Annotated in this window: 18 protein-coding genes; 7 read left to right on the top strand and 11 right to left on the bottom strand. The window is 58.2% G+C overall.

The genetic code is table 11. The features are described from left to right. Positions 1-44: 44 nt before the first annotated feature. The 8 genes from BMX75_RS13395 to BMX75_RS13360 are packed head-to-tail and all read right to left on the bottom strand — an operon-like array spanning position 45 to position 8,087. Positions 45-1,004, bottom strand: a complete 960-nt coding sequence (locus tag BMX75_RS13395) for a septal ring lytic transglycosylase RlpA family protein (RefSeq protein WP_092828731.1) — start codon at positions 1,002-1,004, stop codon at positions 45-47. After that, positions 1,001-2,053, bottom strand: coding sequence for a lytic murein transglycosylase B (gene mltB / locus BMX75_RS13390; RefSeq protein ID WP_092828729.1), 1,053 nt, complete (start codon positions 2,051-2,053; stop codon positions 1,001-1,003). Before mltB ends, BMX75_RS13395 begins: the two co-directional genes overlap by 4 nt. Before the next feature lie 42 nt (positions 2,054-2,095). Beyond that, positions 2,096-3,253, bottom strand: coding sequence for a rod shape-determining protein RodA (rodA, locus tag BMX75_RS13385; RefSeq protein WP_092828727.1), 1,158 nt, complete (start codon positions 3,251-3,253; stop codon positions 2,096-2,098). Positions 3,254-3,255: 2 nt separating this feature from the next. Further along, a complete protein-coding gene (gene mrdA / locus BMX75_RS13380) occupies positions 3,256-5,163 on the bottom strand; it encodes a penicillin-binding protein 2 (RefSeq protein ID WP_092828725.1) in 1,908 nt (635 codons plus the stop codon). A gap of 54 nt (positions 5,164-5,217) precedes the next feature. Continuing rightward, entirely contained in the window at positions 5,218-5,685 is a 468-nt protein-coding gene (gene rlmH / locus BMX75_RS13375; protein WP_092828723.1) for a 23S rRNA (pseudouridine(1915)-N(3))-methyltransferase RlmH, read from the bottom strand. Continuing rightward, a complete protein-coding gene (gene rsfS, locus BMX75_RS13370; RefSeq protein WP_092828721.1) occupies positions 5,682-6,062 on the bottom strand; it encodes a ribosome silencing factor in 381 nt (126 codons plus the stop codon). Before rsfS ends, rlmH begins: the two co-directional genes overlap by 4 nt. A gap of 55 nt (positions 6,063-6,117) precedes the next feature. Then, on the bottom strand, positions 6,118-6,783 hold the full coding sequence (gene nadD / locus BMX75_RS13365) for a nicotinate-nucleotide adenylyltransferase (protein ID WP_092828718.1): 666 nt from the start codon (positions 6,781-6,783) through the stop codon (positions 6,118-6,120). Then, positions 6,780-8,087: a glutamate-5-semialdehyde dehydrogenase gene (locus tag BMX75_RS13360; protein ID WP_092828716.1), complete on the bottom strand. Its 1,308-nt coding sequence runs from the start codon at positions 8,085-8,087 to the stop codon at positions 6,780-6,782. The genes nadD and BMX75_RS13360 overlap by 4 nt, the downstream gene beginning before the upstream one ends. 192 nt (positions 8,088-8,279) lie before the next feature. Between BMX75_RS13360 and BMX75_RS13355 the strand changes: the two genes are divergently transcribed. The 3 genes from BMX75_RS13355 to BMX75_RS13345 are packed head-to-tail and all read left to right on the top strand — an operon-like array spanning position 8,280 to position 11,484. After that, positions 8,280-9,134, top strand: coding sequence for a hypothetical protein (locus BMX75_RS13355; RefSeq protein ID WP_092828714.1), 855 nt, complete (start codon positions 8,280-8,282; stop codon positions 9,132-9,134). After that, entirely contained in the window at positions 9,131-10,063 is a 933-nt protein-coding gene (locus BMX75_RS13350) for a diguanylate cyclase domain-containing protein (protein WP_092828712.1), read from the top strand. Before BMX75_RS13355 ends, BMX75_RS13350 begins: the two co-directional genes overlap by 4 nt. 23 nt (positions 10,064-10,086) lie before the next feature. Further along, complete coding sequence (locus BMX75_RS13345) at positions 10,087-11,484, top strand: bifunctional DedA family/phosphatase PAP2 family protein (protein WP_092828710.1); 1,398 nt, start codon at positions 10,087-10,089, stop codon at positions 11,482-11,484. 18 nt (positions 11,485-11,502) lie between these two features. Here BMX75_RS13345 and BMX75_RS13340 read toward each other — a convergent pair whose 3' ends face one another. The 3 genes from BMX75_RS13340 to mpl are packed head-to-tail and all read right to left on the bottom strand — an operon-like array spanning position 11,503 to position 14,162. Continuing rightward, positions 11,503-12,126, bottom strand: coding sequence for a LysE family translocator (locus tag BMX75_RS13340; protein WP_175474738.1), 624 nt, complete (start codon positions 12,124-12,126; stop codon positions 11,503-11,505). A gap of 3 nt (positions 12,127-12,129) precedes the next feature. Beyond that, positions 12,130-12,777 carry a flavin prenyltransferase UbiX gene (locus BMX75_RS13335; RefSeq protein WP_092828708.1) on the bottom strand — a complete coding sequence of 216 codons (648 nt, stop codon included), beginning with the start codon at positions 12,775-12,777 and terminating at the stop codon, positions 12,130-12,132. Continuing rightward, a complete protein-coding gene (gene mpl / locus BMX75_RS13330) occupies positions 12,777-14,162 on the bottom strand; it encodes a UDP-N-acetylmuramate:L-alanyl-gamma-D-glutamyl-meso-diaminopimelate ligase (protein WP_092828706.1) in 1,386 nt (461 codons plus the stop codon). Before mpl ends, BMX75_RS13335 begins: the two co-directional genes overlap by 1 nt. A 208-nt stretch (positions 14,163-14,370) precedes the next feature. Between mpl and BMX75_RS13325 the strand changes: the two genes are divergently transcribed. From BMX75_RS13325 to BMX75_RS13310, 4 genes are all read left to right on the top strand, one after another. Next, positions 14,371-14,757, top strand: coding sequence for a glutaredoxin family protein (locus BMX75_RS13325; protein WP_092828704.1), 387 nt, complete (start codon positions 14,371-14,373; stop codon positions 14,755-14,757). 267 nt (positions 14,758-15,024) lie between these two features. After that, the gene (locus BMX75_RS13320; RefSeq protein WP_092828702.1) at positions 15,025-16,596 is read left to right on the top strand and encodes an ABC transporter substrate-binding protein; all 1,572 of its coding nucleotides are present in this window, start codon (positions 15,025-15,027) and stop codon (positions 16,594-16,596) included. A gap of 134 nt (positions 16,597-16,730) precedes the next feature. Further along, on the top strand, positions 16,731-17,780 hold the full coding sequence (locus BMX75_RS13315; protein ID WP_092828700.1) for an ABC transporter permease: 1,050 nt from the start codon (positions 16,731-16,733) through the stop codon (positions 17,778-17,780). Continuing rightward, positions 17,777-18,718, top strand: coding sequence for an ABC transporter permease (locus tag BMX75_RS13310; RefSeq protein ID WP_092828698.1), 942 nt, complete (start codon positions 17,777-17,779; stop codon positions 18,716-18,718). Before BMX75_RS13315 ends, BMX75_RS13310 begins: the two co-directional genes overlap by 4 nt. Positions 18,719-18,724 lie beyond the last annotated feature (6 nt).

The raw sequence follows: 18,724 nt of genomic DNA, 5'->3' as shown, positions 1-18,724 counted from the left end.
AAAAAACGCGCCCGGTATCGCGCGCCTAAAATAACGGCCAACAATTATCGCACGATAAATACGTCGGTAAAGCCCGCATCGTGTAACGCTTTGCGGGCATCACTTTCCTGATCAGCAGCGACCGGCCCCACCTGTACCCGATAAATGTCGTCGTCTTGGTTCACACGCACATCGTGAGGTATGGCATTACTCAGTTGCGAACGCATTTTCTGGGCGTTTTGGGGATCGCCTAACGCGGCTATCTGCAAATAAACCACCTCGCCCGTTGACTCGCTCGGCGGATTATCCCTGCCTTGCGCTGCCGATTCCGTTGAACTTGCCGTCGTCGTGTCGGGCACGGGAGTTGACCGAGACGTATCACGCGAACGCTGTGCCTGCCACTGCTCGGGATTTATTGCCTCCACCTTCACCGCGCCAGTACCTTCATCCAAGATGTCCAGCCTGGCAGCTGCTGCGTAAGAAAGGTCAATCTCGCGATCACTGTGGAAAGGCCCACGGTCATTAACCCTGACAATCACCGACTGTCCATTACGCTCGTTGGTTACGCGCGCGAAGGTGGGCAGCGGTAGCGAACGGTGCGCTGCCGACATTTTGTACATGTCATAGATTTCACCGTTCGAGGTTGCATAGCCATGAAACTTTTCGCCGTACCAGGAGGCCAGCCCCTGCTTGCTGTACCCCTCGGCATTGGGCAAGACATGATAGGTTTTACCCCACACTTCATAGGTTGACCGGTTGCCCGCCCGTGACAGGGGTTCATTCCGGGGCACCGCATCCGGCACGCTGGAGACATCCGGCGGCTCGAGGGGATAGGCATCTCCGCTCATGGCGTAACGCCCCCCCGCAGTATCACGGTCATTGGTCGGCGCGGCACTTTCTCCCGTGCGCTCTTGCGCTGGCTCGCTCGAGTCACGCGTCGGCTGGTGGCTCGCACAGCCGCTGACCACTACCAGCATCAGGGCCGCCCAACCTAACTGCTGCCAGACTTTAGCGTCATACTTCATGCGTCATCCTCACCCAGGGGCCTTTTTACGCCCGCCTCCTGCGCCTCAGCCGCGATGGCTTCTGCCAACTCGGCAACGGCCATGGCATAGAGGTGGCTGTGATTGTAGCGGGTAATTACGTAAAAATTGTGATCGCCGAGTCGATACGTCAGTTGACCATCGCTCAGGGTAAGCACCAGAGGCGTGACCAAGGCACTTTCATCCAGCCCCCCATCGGGCGTGATACCGGCGCTTTCCAACGCCTCCAGCGACGTAGCGGGCGGGGTTATCTGATTGATGGACAGACCGGATGGCGCTGTTTCAGGCCCCTCGGCTGGATGATAGACAGCGCCCCCTTCCTGCCAGCCGTGCTCCGCGAAATAATTGGCAACGCTGCCAATCGCATCAACCGGGTTGTTCCAAAGATCCCGCTGCCCGTCGTCATCGAAGTCAACGGCATAAGCCTGGTAGCTTGTCGGGATGAACTGTGGGTAGCCCATTGCCCCGGCATAGGAACCCTTGAGGGCTGCAGGGTCAACCGCCTGCTCGTGCGCAATCTGTAGAAAGGCGCCTAGTTCACGGGTGAAAAAGTCGCCCCGGGTGGGGTGTTCAAAGGCCAGTGTCGCCAAGGAATCGAGTACCGGATGCCCTCCTCGGTAGCGGCCATAATAAGTCTCGACACCGATAATCGCCGTAATGATGTCGCGGGGAACACCGTAAACGTCTTCCGCCTTGGCAAACGCCTCCAGATGGGCCTGCTGGAATTCGACGCCTTCTTCAATGCGCTGCTGGGTCATGAAAATATCGCGATATTCGTGCCATTCAAGGTGGCGCTCGGCGGCTCCCGCCATGGCATCCAGCACCGACTGACGCAGTCTGGCCTGACGCAACTGTCGGTTTAACCAGTCGCTCGGCACCCCTTCGCCTTCAAGGCTTTGCACCAGTGCCCGCGCGCCTGCATGGTGTCCGGGGTCGAAATAGTGGGCGTCCTCCGCCATAAGAGGCAACGCCAGGCCGCCGACCATGACACCCAACACGCCAACACCTGCCATCCGTTTGGCTCTATTCATTCACTCACTGCTCCTGTGGGATGCGCTGTGTGATTGCTATCGCTAGCGTGGCAAAAGCCGACGATGCGCGTGGATCGACATGAGAATACCGAAACCCAACAGCAAGGTCACGCTTGAGGTGCCGCCGTAGCTGACCAGCGGCAACGGCACCCCTACGACCGGCAGTATCCCGCTCACCATACCGATATTGACAAACACATAGATAAAAAACGTCAGAATAATGCTGCCCGCGACCAGACGACCAAAGGTGTTCTGTGATTCGCTTGCCAACCACAGCCCGCGACTCACGATCAGCAGGTACAGGAAGATCAGTACTACCATGCCAACAAGGCCCACTTCTTCGCCCAGCACCGCAACGATAAAGTCGGTATGACGTTCGGGCAAAAACTCCAGTTGTGATTGGGTGCCTTCAAGCCACCCCTTGCCGAAAACACCGCCGCTGCCAATGGCGGTGGTCGACTGGATGATGTTCCAACCTGAGCCTAGGGGGTCAGTCTCCGGGTTCAGGAACGTCAGTATGCGCTGGCGCTGATAGTTATGCAGGTTCATCCATAACAACGGCAAGCCGGAAGCCAGCAGCACGCATACCAGCCCGATCAGTCGCCATGACAGACCGGCCAGCAGCACAACGATTATCGCCGCACTGGCGACCAGCAGCGACGTACCCAAATCGGGCTGGGCGGCGATCAATGCCACCGGAAGGCCAATAATCAAGGCACACACGGCAATGTCTCTCAGCCTTGGAGGCAGTTCGCAGCGGTAAAGATACGCTGCCACCATCATGGGCACGGCCAGCTTCATCATCTCCGAGGGCTGAAAGCGTATGACCCCCGGGATTTCCAGCCAGCGCTGGGCGCCCATGCCTATATCTCCAACCAGCTCTACCGCTACCAGCATCAGCACGCCAACCCCGTAAGCGAGGGGTGTCCAGCGTAAAAAGAAGATCGGCGACAACTGAGCCACCACCAGCATCGCCACCAGCGCGATACCGAAACGGATAGATTGGGCGATGACGACATTCATGTTCTGCCCAGAGGCACTGTAGATCACCAGCAGACCGCTACCCATCAGCACCAGCAGCAGACCAAGCAGCCAGGGATCCATATGAATACGCTCCCAGATACTGCGACGCTTGGGAATACCGCCACTGGAACGCACCGGATAACCGCGTATTGATCGGGTGATTGCCTGCCATGGCATGGTCAGTTGCCCTCCACGTTGCTGGTATCGGTTTCCAGGGTCTCGCGCACTTCATCGACTTCGGGGGCATCGTCGTCCAGCAGCCATTCATCGGTCATCGCCCGGGCCAGATGAGCAGCGTGGGTACTCCCGCCACCGGCATTTTCAACGATGACCGAAACGGCAATTTGCGGGTCTTCAATAGGCGCAAAGGCGATGAACAGCGCATGGTCACGCAGGCGTTCTTCGAGCTCGTCGGCGTCGTAGCGCTGGTCCTGGCCCAGCGAAAACACCTGCGCAGTGCCCGATTTACCGCCCATGCGATACTCAAGCCCCTCACCGGTACGCCGCGCGGTCCCTTCTCTGCCGCTCACCACTTTTTCCATCCCGCTGAACACGCTGTCCCACCAATCGTCTTGTGCCAGATTGATATCGTCCGGGGTATCGGGCAGTTCACGTGCCAGCGGCGTATCGCCAATTTTCCGCGCCATGCGCGGCTTTACCCAGTGCCCGCGGTTGGCCAACGTGGCCGTGGCGGTGGCCAACTGCAATGGCGTCACCTGCCAGTAACCCTGGCCGATGCCCACAGACAGGGTCTCACCTGGATACCAGGACTGGTTAAAGCGCTCGCGCTTCCACTCACGCGACGGCATCAAGCCTGAGCCCTGGCTCTGGACATCATGCGCGACGCGCTCACCGAACCCGAAGTTGGTCATTTGATCGTGGAGGCTATCAATGCCCATTTCGTGGGCCAGCGAGTAATAAAAGGTATTGTTGGACACCGCTATCGAGCGCTCCAAATCCACGCGGCCATGCCCCCAGCGCAGCCAATTGCGATAGCGCCGTGAATCATTGGGCAATTGATAATAGCCAGGATCATTGATGGTGGTATCGGGTGTGATCGCCCCATCGACAAGCCCGCCAAGCGCCAGAAAAGGCTTGATCGTCGAACCAGGCGGGTAGTGGCCGCGAGTGGCCCGGTTGAACAGCGGCAGGTTCAGGTTTTCCTGAAGCGCTTGATACGAGGCCCTGTCGATACCCGTGACAAACTGGTTACTGTCAAAGCCAGGCGTTGACACCATGGCGAGGATTTCACCACTGCCTGGCTCGATGGCAACGATTGAACCCCGGCGGCCATCCATCAATTCGTAGGCGAGCATCTGCAGCGACGAATCAAGGGTCAGCGTCAAGTCCTTGCCGGGCACGGGGTCGGTGCGCCCAAGCTCTCGCAGTACACGCCCCCGGGCGTTGGTTTCAACCCTGCGCAAGCCTGCCTGGCCGTGCAGCTCATTCTCGTAGAACCGCTCTATGCCGGTTTTGCCGATAAAGTGTGTCCCGGCATAGCGGGTGGCATCCAGATTGGCTAACTCTTCGGCGTTGATGCGCCCGACGTAACCCAGCGCATGCGCCATCACCTCCGCATCGGGGTAATAACGCAGCAACTGAGCTTCGACCTCCACCCCCGGCAATTGATGACGGTTAACGGCTAACCGGGCAATCTGTTCCTCGCTGAGATCGCTGGCCAGCAGCACCGGCTGGAAGGGACGTTGCCATTGCTTGGAGCGTTCATAGAAGGTGTTGATCTCTTCGCCGTTGAGTTCGAGAAGCTCAACCAGAAGTTCCAGGGTTTCGTCGACGTCTTCCGAGCGTTCGCGCACCAGCGTCAGGTTGTAGGTGGGACGGTTTTCCGCCAGCAGCACCCCGTTACGGTCGTATATCAACCCGCGATTAGGTGGAAGGGGTTCAACACGCACACGGTTTTTTTCGGAGCGCGTGCTGTAAACATCGTGCTGAACAACCTGCAGATAGGCCAGACGCCCAACCAACAGGCTCGTCAAGGCCACCACGACCACAAGCGCCAGTAGCGCTCGGGCACGAAAAATCCGCAGTTCTTGCTCGGTATTCTTAAGCTTGTCGGAGCGCGGTGGCATAGCGATGACTAACTCTCATTCAATCGATGACGGGCATCCAGCTGCCTGAATAACTTAACGGTGGTAAGGATGCCCGACCAGCAGCGTCCAGGCGCGATAAAGCTGCTCGGCGAGCATAATACGCACCAACGGGTGAGGTAAGGTGAGTGGCGATAACGACCAGCGTTGCTGGGCCATCGCCGACATGGCAGGGTCAAGCCCGTCGGGACCGCCAACCAGTAGCACCACATCCTGGCCTTGCAGCCGCCAGCCATCGGCCTGCCGGGCAAGCTGTTCGGTGGTCCAGGCCTTGCCACCGACCTCTAGCGCCACCACATGTTCGTTGCCCCGCAGCTTGCTGCGAATACGCGCCGCCTCCTGCTCCCGAGCCCGGGCAATATCCGCATTCTTACCACGCTGCCCCAGCGCCACCTCTTCGATATCCAGGCTGAAATCCTTCGGCAGGCGCTTGCGGTAGGTTTCTACGCCCTCTTCCACCCAGGCAGGCATTTTACTGCCCACTGCCAATAGGCGGATTTTCATGACATGCTGGCCGGCTCGTCACGTAGCGAAAGCTCACGCAGTCCAGTGTCGCTGGGCAAGTCGGCCCATAAACGCTCCAGATCGTAGAGAGCACGTGCTTCAGGCAGCATGATATGAACAATCACGTCACTCAGGTCGACAAGCACCCAGTCGGCGTTATCTCCCCCTTCGACACCCCGCGGGGACAGCCCGGCGGCCTTGGCTTTTTCCACCACGTTCTGGGCCAGGGCAGCAACATGACGGGTTGACGTACCGCTGGCAATCAACATGATATCGGCAACATCTGTCAGCCCAGCGACGTCCAACTGAGCGATATCGCGAGCCTTCAGTTCTTCCAGCGCATCAAGCGCTACGCTCTTCAATGTATCGATGTGCATATCTCCTAAGGATAACCCCATATAATGCGCTTTTCGAAGCGAGCCATTGTAACGACTAATAAGCGGACTGCCAGCGCTGATACAGTCCTTCGCGTAAAATGGTGCGTTCCACCGTCTCAGGCACCAGAAAGCGAATGCTTTTTCCCTGCTCCAGCGACTGACGGATATGGGTCGCTGAAATGGCCATCGCGGAAGGCAGCGTGACGCGCAACACCTGCCCATGAGGTGAGGCCATCAAGCGGGATACGCTATCGACTTCACGCTCGCCCAGCAGTTCCATCAGAGGCGTCGACGGTGCCTCGGCGTGGCCGGGGCGGGCGATCACCACCAAGTGGGCAAACGCGAACAGCTGTTCAGGTTTGCGCCATTGATCAAGCCGCAAAAACGCGTCCCAGCCAATCGCCATAACCAGCCGCGCCTGTTCGCCATACTCGTGTCGCAACGAACGCAGGGTATCCACGCTGTAGGAAGGACCATCGCGCTCAAGCTCTCGCGCATCGGCCTCAAGACCCGGCGTGTCACCAATGGCCATTTGTAACAATTCAAGCCGCTGTTGCGGCGATACCTGCGGCGTATCGCGCAAGGGCGGCTGCGGCGCAGGTATCATGTGGACCCTGTCCAGCCCCAGGGCATCACGCAGCTCTACCGCGCTACGCAAATGGCCGTTATGCACCGGGTCAAAGGTGCCGCCGAGCATCGCAATACGGGGTGGACGGGTCATTCGCGAACCTGACCACTGCCCATGACCACGTACTTCTGGGTGGTCAAGCCTTCAAGGCCTACCGGCCCTCGGGCATGCAGCTTATCGGTCGAAATGCCGATCTCGGCGCCTAGACCGTATTCGAACCCATCGGCAAAACGGGTAGAGGCATTGACGATCACCGAGCTCGAGTCCACTTCAGCCATAAAACGGCGGGCCAGCGAATAGTCTTCGGTCACGATGGCGTCGGTGTGATGCGAACCATAACGTTCTATATGGGCGATGGCCTCATCGATGTCGCCGACGATCTTGATCGCAAGTATCGGCGCCAGGTACTCGGCGCTCCAGTCATCGTCGCTTGCGGGAAGCGCCTGAGGAAGCAGCGCCTGGGTTTGTTCGCAGCCGCGCAACTCGACCTCATGCTCAGCGTATTGACGAGCCAACTCGGGCAGCAAGAGATCGGCGACCGCCGCATCCACCAGCAGCGTTTCCATGGTGTTGCAGGTGCCATAGCGGTGGGTCTTGGCGTTGACCGCAATTGCCAGCGCCTTGGCAGGGTCCGCCAGACTGTGGATATAGACATGACAGACACCGTCGAGGTGCTTGATGACCGGCACCTTCGCCTCCCGGGCAATACGCTCGATGAGCGACTTGCCACCGCGGGGAATAATCACATCGATATAATCAGGCATGGTGATCATCGCCCCCACCGCTTCACGGTCACTCGTGGCCACTACCTGGACGCTTCCGGCTGGCAGCCCTGCATCACCAAGCCCTTCCTGGATACAGCGGCTAATGGCCGCATTGGACGCATGCGCCTCGGATCCGCCCCGCAGCACACAGGCATTGCCCGCTTTAAGGCATAAGCTGGCGGCTTCAAGGGTCACGTTAGGGCGCGACTCGTAGATGATACCGATCACGCCCAGGGGAACACGCATTTTTCCTACCTGAATACCGCTCGGGCGGTAGCGCATGTCACTGATTTCACCCACCGGGTCGGGCAACGCAGCCACCTGGTTCAACCCCTCGATCATCGCGTCGATACGCCCATCGCTGAGGGCCAGACGGTCCAGTAATGCCGCGTCCAGGCCGTTTTGCTGGCCTCTTGCCAGATCTTCGCTGTTGGCCGCCAGCACCTCCGTGCGGGCCGCATCCAGGCGCGCGGCCATGGCATACAACGCACGGTTTTTCTGACCTGAATCAGCGCGGCGAAGCTCACCCGCCGCCTGGCGAGCGGCTTTGCCCAGCGATTGCATGTAGGCGGCGACATCGCCAGCCTCAAGGGATAACTTTGCATCGGCGTCGAACGATGTTGAAACGCTCATGCGATCTCCATAAATTCCTCGGTGGGCATAGGCCACCCGGTCATATTTAGCCTCTAGGTTAGGCGGCATGCTAAGCTATTTTAGCGCTATACTAAGGGCTAATTTAACACTTTTCGCCACCTTTCTGATGACGATTTTACGCATATCACGCTCACCATCACGCATCTCTCCAAGGGTTGATAGTAAGCCACCATGCAAAATAAATACAAAATACGCCTATTGAGAGCCAATCTGTTGGCGGCGGCCGTGGTGCTTGCCCTATGGACACCCGCTGCACCGCCGTCTGCGGCACTCGTGTTGTGGCTATCAGTGGGCTGGTTGTTCATCACTGCCCTGCTGCTGGACTTCAGCCACCGCTATCCGCGTGGTCGCCCGTGGCAGTTGTTGCCGGGCGCACTTCTACTCGGGCTGATTGCCGCCGCACCGGAACGCCACGGTCTGCTGATCTGGGCCTGGGCGGCCCTGTTCATGCTACCGCAAATGAGTTGGGTGGCCGCGTTCAACATCAGCGCTGCCCTACTCAGCAGTGTACTGGTTGCGCCACAGTTATCGACACCCGCCTGGCTATTAATGGTCATTTCACTGGCGATCCTGTGCGTTCTGGCACTGGCGCGTGCGCAACAGTTGATCGATATGAACGGAGCGATTCGCCAACGCTTGCGACTCGTTCCGGGCTTGAACCTCTGGGCTGGCGAGCAACTGGTGAGGGACATCCAGCGGGAGCAGACGCGTTGCGCCCGGGAAGGCATTTATGGGGAGCTAATCGTCCTGCACGTAAAACGCCATCAACTGTGGCCAACAGCCAAAAAACTCTGCGAACTTACCCACGACTTCGAAAATGTCTACCGCCTCGATGGCACGACCCTGGCAACGTTAATGCTGTCACGTTCGGCGCCCGAGGCCCATGAGCGTTACCAGTCGTTAATCAATGCGTTACCCGACAACACCATTGCCAACCCGATCGAATTAATGGATGTGCCCCCCAACCCATCAACGCTTCAAACGCTGACCCAACGGCAGGCAAGCGAATGGCGAGGCCAGCCATGACCCAGCATCATTTCCCCCGACAGTTGGTGACACTTGCGTATATAGCCAGCATCGCCTTGATGGGCAGCTATGCGGTTTGGCTTTATGCCATGGGCGAGTATCGTGACCTCGTCATTCCCAGCTTTATGATCCTGCTCCTGCTGGCCGCCTTTCTGCTCCATCTGGGCCAGGACATGCGCGCTCACCTGCCGAGGCTGGTACTGCTTTTTTGTACCTACGCAAGCGTCATCGGCGCGCTTTATTACCAACCCGATCTCCCTCTGATCTGGATCGGCTTGCCGATGACCGCCGCCTTCCTGCTGCTTCCCATGATGGGCGCGGTCTTGTTGCATCTTGTATTGATTCCACTGTGGTGGTTGATGCCTGCCCTCGCCCAGGCATCGCCCACCCTGGTGATGGGTTACGTTGCACTGGTGCTTTTGCTGGCACTTCCGCGCTGGGAGCATGCGCGTCGACGTGCACTGCTGAGAGCCACCGACCCCAATGACAGCGAGTGCGAGGCTTATCACATCGACACGCTCAAAGAGCGCTTGCACAGTGAATACCAGCGGGCCGATATGCTCAACCAGCGTTTGGCAGTACTGGTCATCCATTTACCCCAGCGCGACATGGCGGAGGAGCAGTTCGGCGCCCGCGCCGCCCAGGCATTGCTCCGCGCCTTGTGCACCGAGGTCTACAGCTGCTGCCGCGACCACGACCTGCTGGGCCGTGCCGACAATGCCACTTTCTGGCTAGTGTTACCCGACACCAGCGAAAGCGGTGCACTGCTGGTCCGGGACCGCCTTCAGCGCGCCCTGTCCCGGCGCGTATTGGTCGAAACCGGACAGTGCGAGGCGCGCATTGCCGCGTGCCTGCCCTGCCCCAAAGAAAATTTTGAACACTATCTTCAGCGCCTGAAAGCTCGTGCTGATGCTATTGCCAACGTGTAACTTCATTGTGGATGAATTCGTCCGTGTCTATTGCCGATACGCTACTATCTTTTTCGCTCGCCCCTGCACTACTACTTCTGTTGTTGCTAGGCATTTCTCTACTGGAATCTCTCGCGCTGATAGGCTTGCTGGTGCCAGGCGTTGTACTGATCACTGCGTTGGCTTCCATTGCAGGTCACCAAATGGTCGCGCTTCCATGGCTCATCGGCGCGGCGTTTACAGGGGCTGTGCTAGGCGATGGACTGAGCTACTTCTTGGGGTACCGCCACCGCGATACCGTGATCACCCGCTGGCCACTCTCGCAACACCCAGAGTGGATAAACCGCGGTGCACGTTTTTTCGAGCGATATGGCATTTATTCCGTATTTATCGGCCGCTTTGTGGGCCCAGTGCGACCTATCATCCCACTGATTGCGGGTATGATGCATATGCCGTCGCGTACCTTTCTGTTGGCTAACGTGGCCTCGGCTGCCCTGTGGGCACCGGCCTATGTTTTGCCAGGCTTCCTGCTGGGCCACACCTGGCAGCAAAGGCTTAACCTGCCTACCAATGTCGAAATGGCTGTCTTGATGATAACCGCCAGCATTGTGGTGCTAGCCATCATGTTTTCCTGGGGCCGCGCACAAGTGGGGCGCCACGGACGGGTGTATCTTGCGATTGCCCGGATTGCTCGACGTATTCCCGCCATGCGCCGCCCTTGGCTTGCCATGAGCCGCAGCGGTGAAGTGCCACTAGCTTCTCTGTTTCTCTGTATCCTGGCGCTGACGGCGACCTCCGCCTGGACACTCCTGATACTCCATCACCCAGAGCCGCTACTTATCGACCTCCAGGCACAACGGCTTTTTGCATGGCTGAACACGGACTGGCTCACCACCACTAGTCTGTTACTCGCTGAAGCGGGTGATAAAGCAGGCATTATGGCGTTTGTCACCCCCTGGGCAATCTGGCTGCTCTGGGTCAGGCGGCTGGATCTACTCATCCATGGCGCGCTCGCCCTAGGCAGCATTGGCGCTCTCAATGCGCTGGGTAAAGCCGTTTTCGCTAGAGCCAGGCCCGATACACCCGATTACCTGATAGGGTCGTTCTCCTACCCGAGCGCGCATACTTCAACCTGGGTGGTGATCGGGGGCATGTTGGCGGCTTTTGTCGCCTCACAGCTGCCGAGGCAGCGGCGTGTGTGGGCCTACTGGCTGGCCATTGCCACCGTAATCCCCATGGCGCTTTCTCGGCTGGTAATCGATGTCCACTGGCTCAGCGACCTGGTGGGCGGTGCGCTGTTAGGGCTGGTGGTATGCGCCATGGTTCAAATTAACTGGCAGCGGCGCTACCGTGCACCACTGCCCTCTCTTCCCTGGGTTAGCCTGTTGTTGGGATCGCTGCTATTCGTCAGTTTGCGGGTGGCCCTTTTCCCACCCGTGTAAAGCAGTCAGTGTGCCTACCTAACCAAGCGCCAGCCAAATGCCGACGCCGATCATCAAGGTCCCGGCAATGCGGTTCAACAGGCGGACATTGCCGCTTTTACCCAGTACCCGACGCAATGTTTTCCCGCCAGTGGCATAAACCAGCATACTGGCAAACTCGATGGTCAATATCACCGCAATCAGCAGCATCAGTTGCTGCCCGAGAGGCCGACTGCTATCCAGGAAAGGCGGCAGCAGCACCATGAAAAACGCCCACCCTTTGGGGTTGGCGACGGCCGTTAAAAACCCCTGGAGTGCCAATTGCCAACGCCCTGCCGGTGGGCCGGCTTCAAGCTCATTGGGAATCGCCATGCGCCCTCTTGAGCGCCACATCATGATGCCGATATAGGCCAGGTAGGCACCGCCCACCCACTTGAACGCCATAAACAACGCTGGCTGGCGGAGCATCAGTGCCGCCACGCCCGCCCCTGCTGCCGCGGCCACCAGGCCGACCCCGATCAATTCGCCGACCATCATCCAGAGCGCGCGCTTGACGCCCTGGGTCATCCCCAGAACCATCGCCAGGGTCATGCACATACCCGGCGTTAACGACACCAGCAAGAACGTCGGTACAAACACCGAAAGCGTGGCCCACGACATCATTGGCTATCCATCCTTGGTCGTTGAAGCAGACAATTGATCCTCCCCCCAGCGGGGCATGAGTTGGTGCTCGATTCCCAACTGATTGAGAATACGCGCCACAATAAAGTCGATTAAGTCCTCGATCGATTGAGGACGATGATAGAACCCCGGCGCTGCTGGCAGGATGACCACGCCCAGCCGACTCAGGGCGAGCATGTGCTCAAGGTGAATGGGGGAAAACGGGCTCTCACGCGGCACCATCACCAGGGTACGCCGCTCCTTCACCGCCACGTCAGCGGCACGCTCGATGAGGTTGTTGCTGGCACCGGTGGCCACCGCAGACAGCGTGCCCGTGGAACACGGGCAGATCACCATGGCGGACGGCGCGCCAGACCCTGACGCTACAGGCGCCATCCAGTCTTCACGACCAAAACAGCGAATTTGCCCCGCCGCCGCGCCGCTGCGCTCGCTCAGCGCCGCGGCGAGCCGCTCTGGCTGAGCAGGAAGAGTAACCTCGGTTTCGGTGGCGATCACCATATGGGCGGCTTTGGAGATCATCACCCAGACTTCATGATTAGCGGCTATCAATACATCAATCAGCCGAAGCCCGTACTGTGCCCCCGAGGCGCCGGTCAGCGCAACGGTTACCGGTGGCTTGAAAGTCGCGGCCATTACGCCTCCTCCCTGGCGGCTAATGCGCTTATCAAGCGCTCATGAACGCCCTCGAAGCTGCCGTTCGACATCACCACGATACGATCCTGAGGCGACGCTTGGGTGACGACCGCGCTCACCAAGGCGTCGATATCATCGTACAGCGTCGAATGCGCCTGGGCGTCCACCAGCGTCTCCATCGACCAGGCCACGCTGGGCGGCTGGAACCAGAAAATCGCATCGGCTTGCGTCACGCTTTCCATCAGACGTTCACGCATTGCCCCCAACCGCATGGTATTGGAACGCGGCTCGATAACCGCCAGCAGGCGCCCTTTTGGCGTTGCCGCCCTGAGGCCCTGAAGTGTCGCCGCAATGGCAGTGGGGTGATGGGCAAAGTCATCGATAACCTGAATGCCGTTGACCTCACCGCGCACCTCCTGGCGACGGCGTGGGGTTTCAAAGCGCGCCAGGGCGGCACAGCCACGTGCCAGGTCGACCCCACACTGTCTGGCCGCGGCCAAGGCAGCCAGCGCATTGCGCGCATTGTGCTCGCCGGTCAAGGCCCACTCCACCACGCCATCTTCCTCAATCTTGCTTTCGGGGTCGCGGTAGATGACCTGAAAGCGGCTTGCATCATCGCGCTCACTGCGCAACTGCCAAGCGCTTTCCGGGTGGTCGCCCACATAATCGACCGGCGTCCAAACGCCCTGTTCCAGCACACGTTCAAGCGCTGGCTGCCCATCGCCAACCAATAGACGCCCCCGGCTGGGCACGGTGCGCACCAGGTGGTGGAATTGGCGCTCGATGGCGGCAAGGTCGGGAAAAATATCCGCGTGGTCGTATTCCAGGTTATGCAGCACGGCAATATCCGGGCGATAGTGAACGAACTTGGAGCGCTTATCGAAAAACGCCGTGTCGTACTCGTCGGCCTCCACCACAAAAGGCGCATCCAGCGACCCCAGCCGGGCCGAGATATTAAAATTGCGTGGCACGCCACCGATCAGAAACCCCGGCGATAACCCGGCACTTTCCAGCAGCCAGGCTAACAGGCTGGCGGTGGTGGTTTTACCGTGTGTGCCCGCCACGGCGATCACCCGCCGACCCGGCAACACATGTTCTGCCAGCCACTGGGCACCAGATGTATAGGGGAGGCCGCTGTTCAGCAAGGCTTCGACTTCTTCATTGCCACGGGAAAGCGCATTGCCTACCACCACCATGTCGGGGGCTGGCTGAAGGTGCGCGGCCCGGTAGCCTTCCATCAGGCTGATCCCCGCTTCTTCCAGCTGGGTGCTCATCGGCGGATAGACATTGGCGTCGGAGCCACTCACCTGATGACCCAACTCCCGGGCGAGCAGCGCCAAACTGCCCATGAAAGTGCCGCAAATTCCGATAATGTGCAGATGCATCGCTTCGCCTCTAAACAACCCCAAAACAGCTGGCAAGCCTAGCACGACCAGCCTCTTGGCTCACCTCTCTTGAAGGGAGGCAATGCCGCCAGGGAACCATCCTCCAGTGACAACGTCACTTAGATATTGCAGGATGCCGGTCAGTCAACACACCTACGCTTGCCGCTACTCCCGTCGAGACGGCAAGCACGACGACGAGGATTACTCTATGCGCATGCTGATACGCTACTTTTTCCGCGGCCTCCGCTTGGTGCTCGCACCGTTCATGATGATATCCGAGAAGCTTTCGACCCCTCAGGCGGTGAAGCGCTCGCCTGAAGAACAGGCCAAGGTAGACGAAGCCTGCAACAGCCTGGCGTTGTATCAGTTCCGCACCTGTCCGTTTTGCATCAAGGTGCGCAAGGAAATGGCCCGCCTGGGGCTGACAATCGAAAAACGTGATGCTCAGTTGGACCCTGACCACAAGAAGGCACTGCAGGAAGGTGGCGGCCGCGTCAAAGTGCCGTGCTTGAAAATTGCCCACGACGATGGACGCGAAGAATGGCTGTATGAATCCGATGAGATCAATCGCTGGCTACATCAGCAGTTTGGCTAGTTTGGAAACCTGTCTGGGTGCCCTTTCCCAACCACTTCTTTGGTCTTAACTCCTCTTTGTAACACTCGCCATCACCTGCCTCATTCATATGGTGAATGAGGTCAGTCATTATTTCGATTGTAGAAAGCCATCGCCCCTCACTATGTTAGACACATAGCTTTCGAGCTGACCGTGTCTGTTTTGCTGCTTTGACCACGCTCTTGGCGTTTCCCATACGGAGAATAAGCAGCAAAGCAAATAAACAACATCCTTATACAGGGAACGATAATGACGTTTAAAAAAACGCTACTGGCTTCGGTGATTGGTGCCACATTGACGGGCACCGCCCTGCTACCCTCGATCGCAAGCGCTGAAACCCTGCGCATTGGCTACTCGGCCGACCCCGAAACGCTGGATATACACGAACAGCTTTCAGGCGGCATGCTGCGCTTTTCGCACCTCGCCTTTGACCCGCTGGTCCGTTGGACCAAGGACTTCGAGTTCGAACCGCGCCTGGCAACCGAATGGGAGCAGGTGGATGAAACCACCATGCGTATGACGCTGCGTGAGGGCGTCACCTTCCATTCCGGCAACGAATTTACCGCCGACGATGTGGTCTGGACCATCGAACGACTTAAAAGAAGCCCTGACTACCGCGCTATTTTCGAGCCTGTCGAAAGTGCCCAAGCCATTGATGATACGACGATTGAAATCAAGACCAGCGAGCCATACCCGCTTCTCCTCAACCTGGCCACTTACATCTTCCCGATGGACAGCGCATTTTACAGCGGTGAAACCGAAGATGGCGATGACAAGGGTGAAATCGAAAAATCCGGCGATTCTTACGCTTCACGCAATGTGTCCGGCACAGGTCCTTTCATCATCACCGACCGTCGCCAAGGGGTCCGCGTTGAATTCGAGCGTTTTGAAGACTACTGGGACACCGAAACAGAAGGTAACGTCTCGCGCATTGAGCTAACACCAATTTCCGAAAATGCCTCACGCGTGGCTGCCCTACTGTCCGGGGACGTTGACTTTATTGATGCGGTACCGCCCAACGACCTGGAGCGCGTACGCGAGGCTGATGATGTCAATCTGGTAGAGGTTGACGGCACACGCATTATTGGCTTCCAGATGAACGAAGAGCGCGTTGAAGCCTTCCAGGATGCCCGCGTTCGCCAAGCAGTTGATTTGGCGATTAATCAGGAAGGTATTGCCGACCGCTTGATGCGTGGCTTCGCTAACCCGGCGGGTCAGTTCTCTCCCGAGGGCTACTCCGGCCACAACCCTGACCTGACACCGCGCTACGATGTCGAGCGCGCCAATGAGCTGATGGCTGAGGCCGGTTACGAGGACGGCTTCGCGATCGACATGATCGCGCCCAACAATCGCTACGTTAACGATGCCCAAATCGCTCAGGCGGTTGCCAACATGCTGGCACGTATCAACATCGACGTTAGCCTCCGCACCATGCCGCTGGCTCAGTACTGGCCCGAATACGACACACGCGAGTCCGATATGGCGATGATTGGCTGGCACGCGGATACAGAAGATACCGCTAACTTCTTCCAATACCTTTCCTTCTGCATTGACGAAGAAACCGGTGCCGGTCAGTACAACTACGGTAGCTACTGCAACGAAGAAATTGACCAGCTAGTTACCGAGGCTGACAGCGAAACCGATCTTGAAAAACGCAACGAAATGCTGCGCGAAGCCGAAGCCATGCTCTACGAAGATGTCGGCTATATCACGCTACACTGGCAGAACCTTGCCTACGCTGCCGCTGAAGAGGTCGAAATCGAGCCCGTGGTCAATGCCCTTGACTTCCCTTACCTTGGCGATCTCGTCATTGATCGTTAATTCCCCCATCACCCGCTAGGCAAGGATGCAAGGACGCTTCGCTCTCCAAGTGATTTGGAGGGCGAAGCTGTTTTGTTGCCGTTTGCCTCTCGGTGGTGTTGTTGAACCTGAGTGACACATAGGTGGCGTACGCCATGATTGCTTTCTTAGTTAAGCGGCTAATGCACGCCGTACTGGTGATGTTTGTCATCAGCCTGCTAGCCTTCGCTATTCAGGACAACCTGGGGGATCCCATCCAACAGATGGTGGGCCAGTCAGTACCGGAGAGCGAACGCGAGGAGCTTCGGGAACGCTTCGGCCTGAACGATCCGTTCCTGGTCCAGTATACGCGTTTTGCGAAAAATGCCCTGCAGGGCGACTTTGGCTACTCGTATTTTTACCGGGAGCCTGCGCTGGACGTCATTGCACGCCATTTACCCGCCACCCTGGAGCTGGTTTTCGCGTCTACGTTCATCATCGTCCTGTTTTCAGTCCCCATTGGGGTATACAGCGCCATCAAACCCCGCTCGCCCATTTCGCGGTTTTTCATGGGCATATCGATCATTGGCATTTCAATACCGGTATTTTTAACCGCTATTGTCCTTATTCAGATTTTCTCAATTGGGCTGACCATCACGTTTTTCCCTGAAGGCACTGCATGGGGGAGTTGGTTAAACAGCTTCTTCTCCACTCAAGGCAATATGCCCTCTTTCGGACGCGGCGGCGGCACCGTGGAGATGTTCGGCTATTGGGAAACCAATTTTGCCTCCTGGAATGGGCTGCGCAATATCGTGTTACCGGCGGTTTCGCTGGCATCGATCATGCTGCCGCTGTTTATCCGCTTGATTCGCGCGGAAATGATGGAAGTACTGCAGTCAGACTACGTGAAATATGCACGGGCAAAAGGCATCTCCATGCGCCGGGTATATTTTGTCCACGCCCTCAAGAACACCATGCTGCCGGTCATTACCGTCGGCGGCGTGCAAATCGGCACCATGGTGGCATACACCATACTGACCGAAACGGTCTTTCAATGGCCGGGCATGGGCTTGATGTTCCTGGATGCGATTAACCGCGCCGACATACCGCTGATTATCACTTACCTGATGATTGTCGGGGTCATTTTCGTGATCACCAACACTCTCGTCGATTTGATCTACGGCTTGGTCAACCCCACTGTCAAACTAACCGGGAAGCCCGCATGACAACGACAACCCCATCTGTCCCTGGCCGCTGGCAGCGCTTCCGCGACTCTTATCTGTGGTACAGCTTCAAGCGCGATTACACCGCGCAGCTGTGCTTTGCAATCTTTGTCTGCCTGGTATTTGCCGCCTTTTCGGCACCGCTGCTGGCGCCTACAAACCCCTACGATCTGGCCCAGATTGATATTCTGGCCTCCGAGTTGCCGCCCTTCTGGATTGACGGCGCCGATGCGAACTACACCCTGGGTACCGATGCCCAGGGGCGCGACCTGTTATCGGTGATTCTGTATGGCACGCGGGTATCATTGCTGATCGGCTTTGGTGCGGTGGCCCTGCAAGCCCTTCTGGGGGTCACCTTTGGCCTGATGGCAGGCTATCTGGGTGGCCGCGTGGATGCCTTCCTGATGCGCTTGGCCGACATTCAGCTGTCGTTTTCGACGCTGATGGTCGCCATCGTAGTCGGCGCCGTGGTCAAGGCCTCGTTTGGCAGCTCGTTTTACAGCAGCTACGCCGTCTTGATGCTGGTGTTGATTATCGGTCTCGCGGAATGGCCACAATACGCGCGTACCGTGCGGGCGTCAGTGCTTGCCGAGAAGAACAAAGAGTACGTCGATGCCGCCCGGGTGATGGGGCTCCGCAGCAAACGCATCATGTTCCGGCACGTACTGCCCAACACGCTGTCACCGATCTTCGTGATTTCGACGGTACAGATTGCCAACGCGATCATCTCCGAAGCCGCCCTGTCGTTTCTGGGTCTTGGCATGCCCGAAACCCATCCTTCGCTTGGATCGTTGATCAAGTCCGGGTTTGACTACATCCAGTCCGGTTCCTGGTGGATCACGCTGATTCCCGGGGCGGTACTGGTGGTCTTGGTACTGTCCATCAACCTGCTGGGCGACTGGCTGCGTGACGTCATGAACCCGCGACTCTACAAAGGCTGAAGACAC

The sequence above is a fragment of the Vreelandella subterranea genome (assembly GCF_900111305.1).
In the GTDB taxonomy this organism is placed as follows: domain Bacteria; phylum Pseudomonadota; class Gammaproteobacteria; order Pseudomonadales; family Halomonadaceae; genus Vreelandella; species Vreelandella subterranea.
The sequence above is the reverse complement of the archived record's forward strand: the minus strand, read 5'-3'. Positions and strand labels throughout refer to the sequence as shown.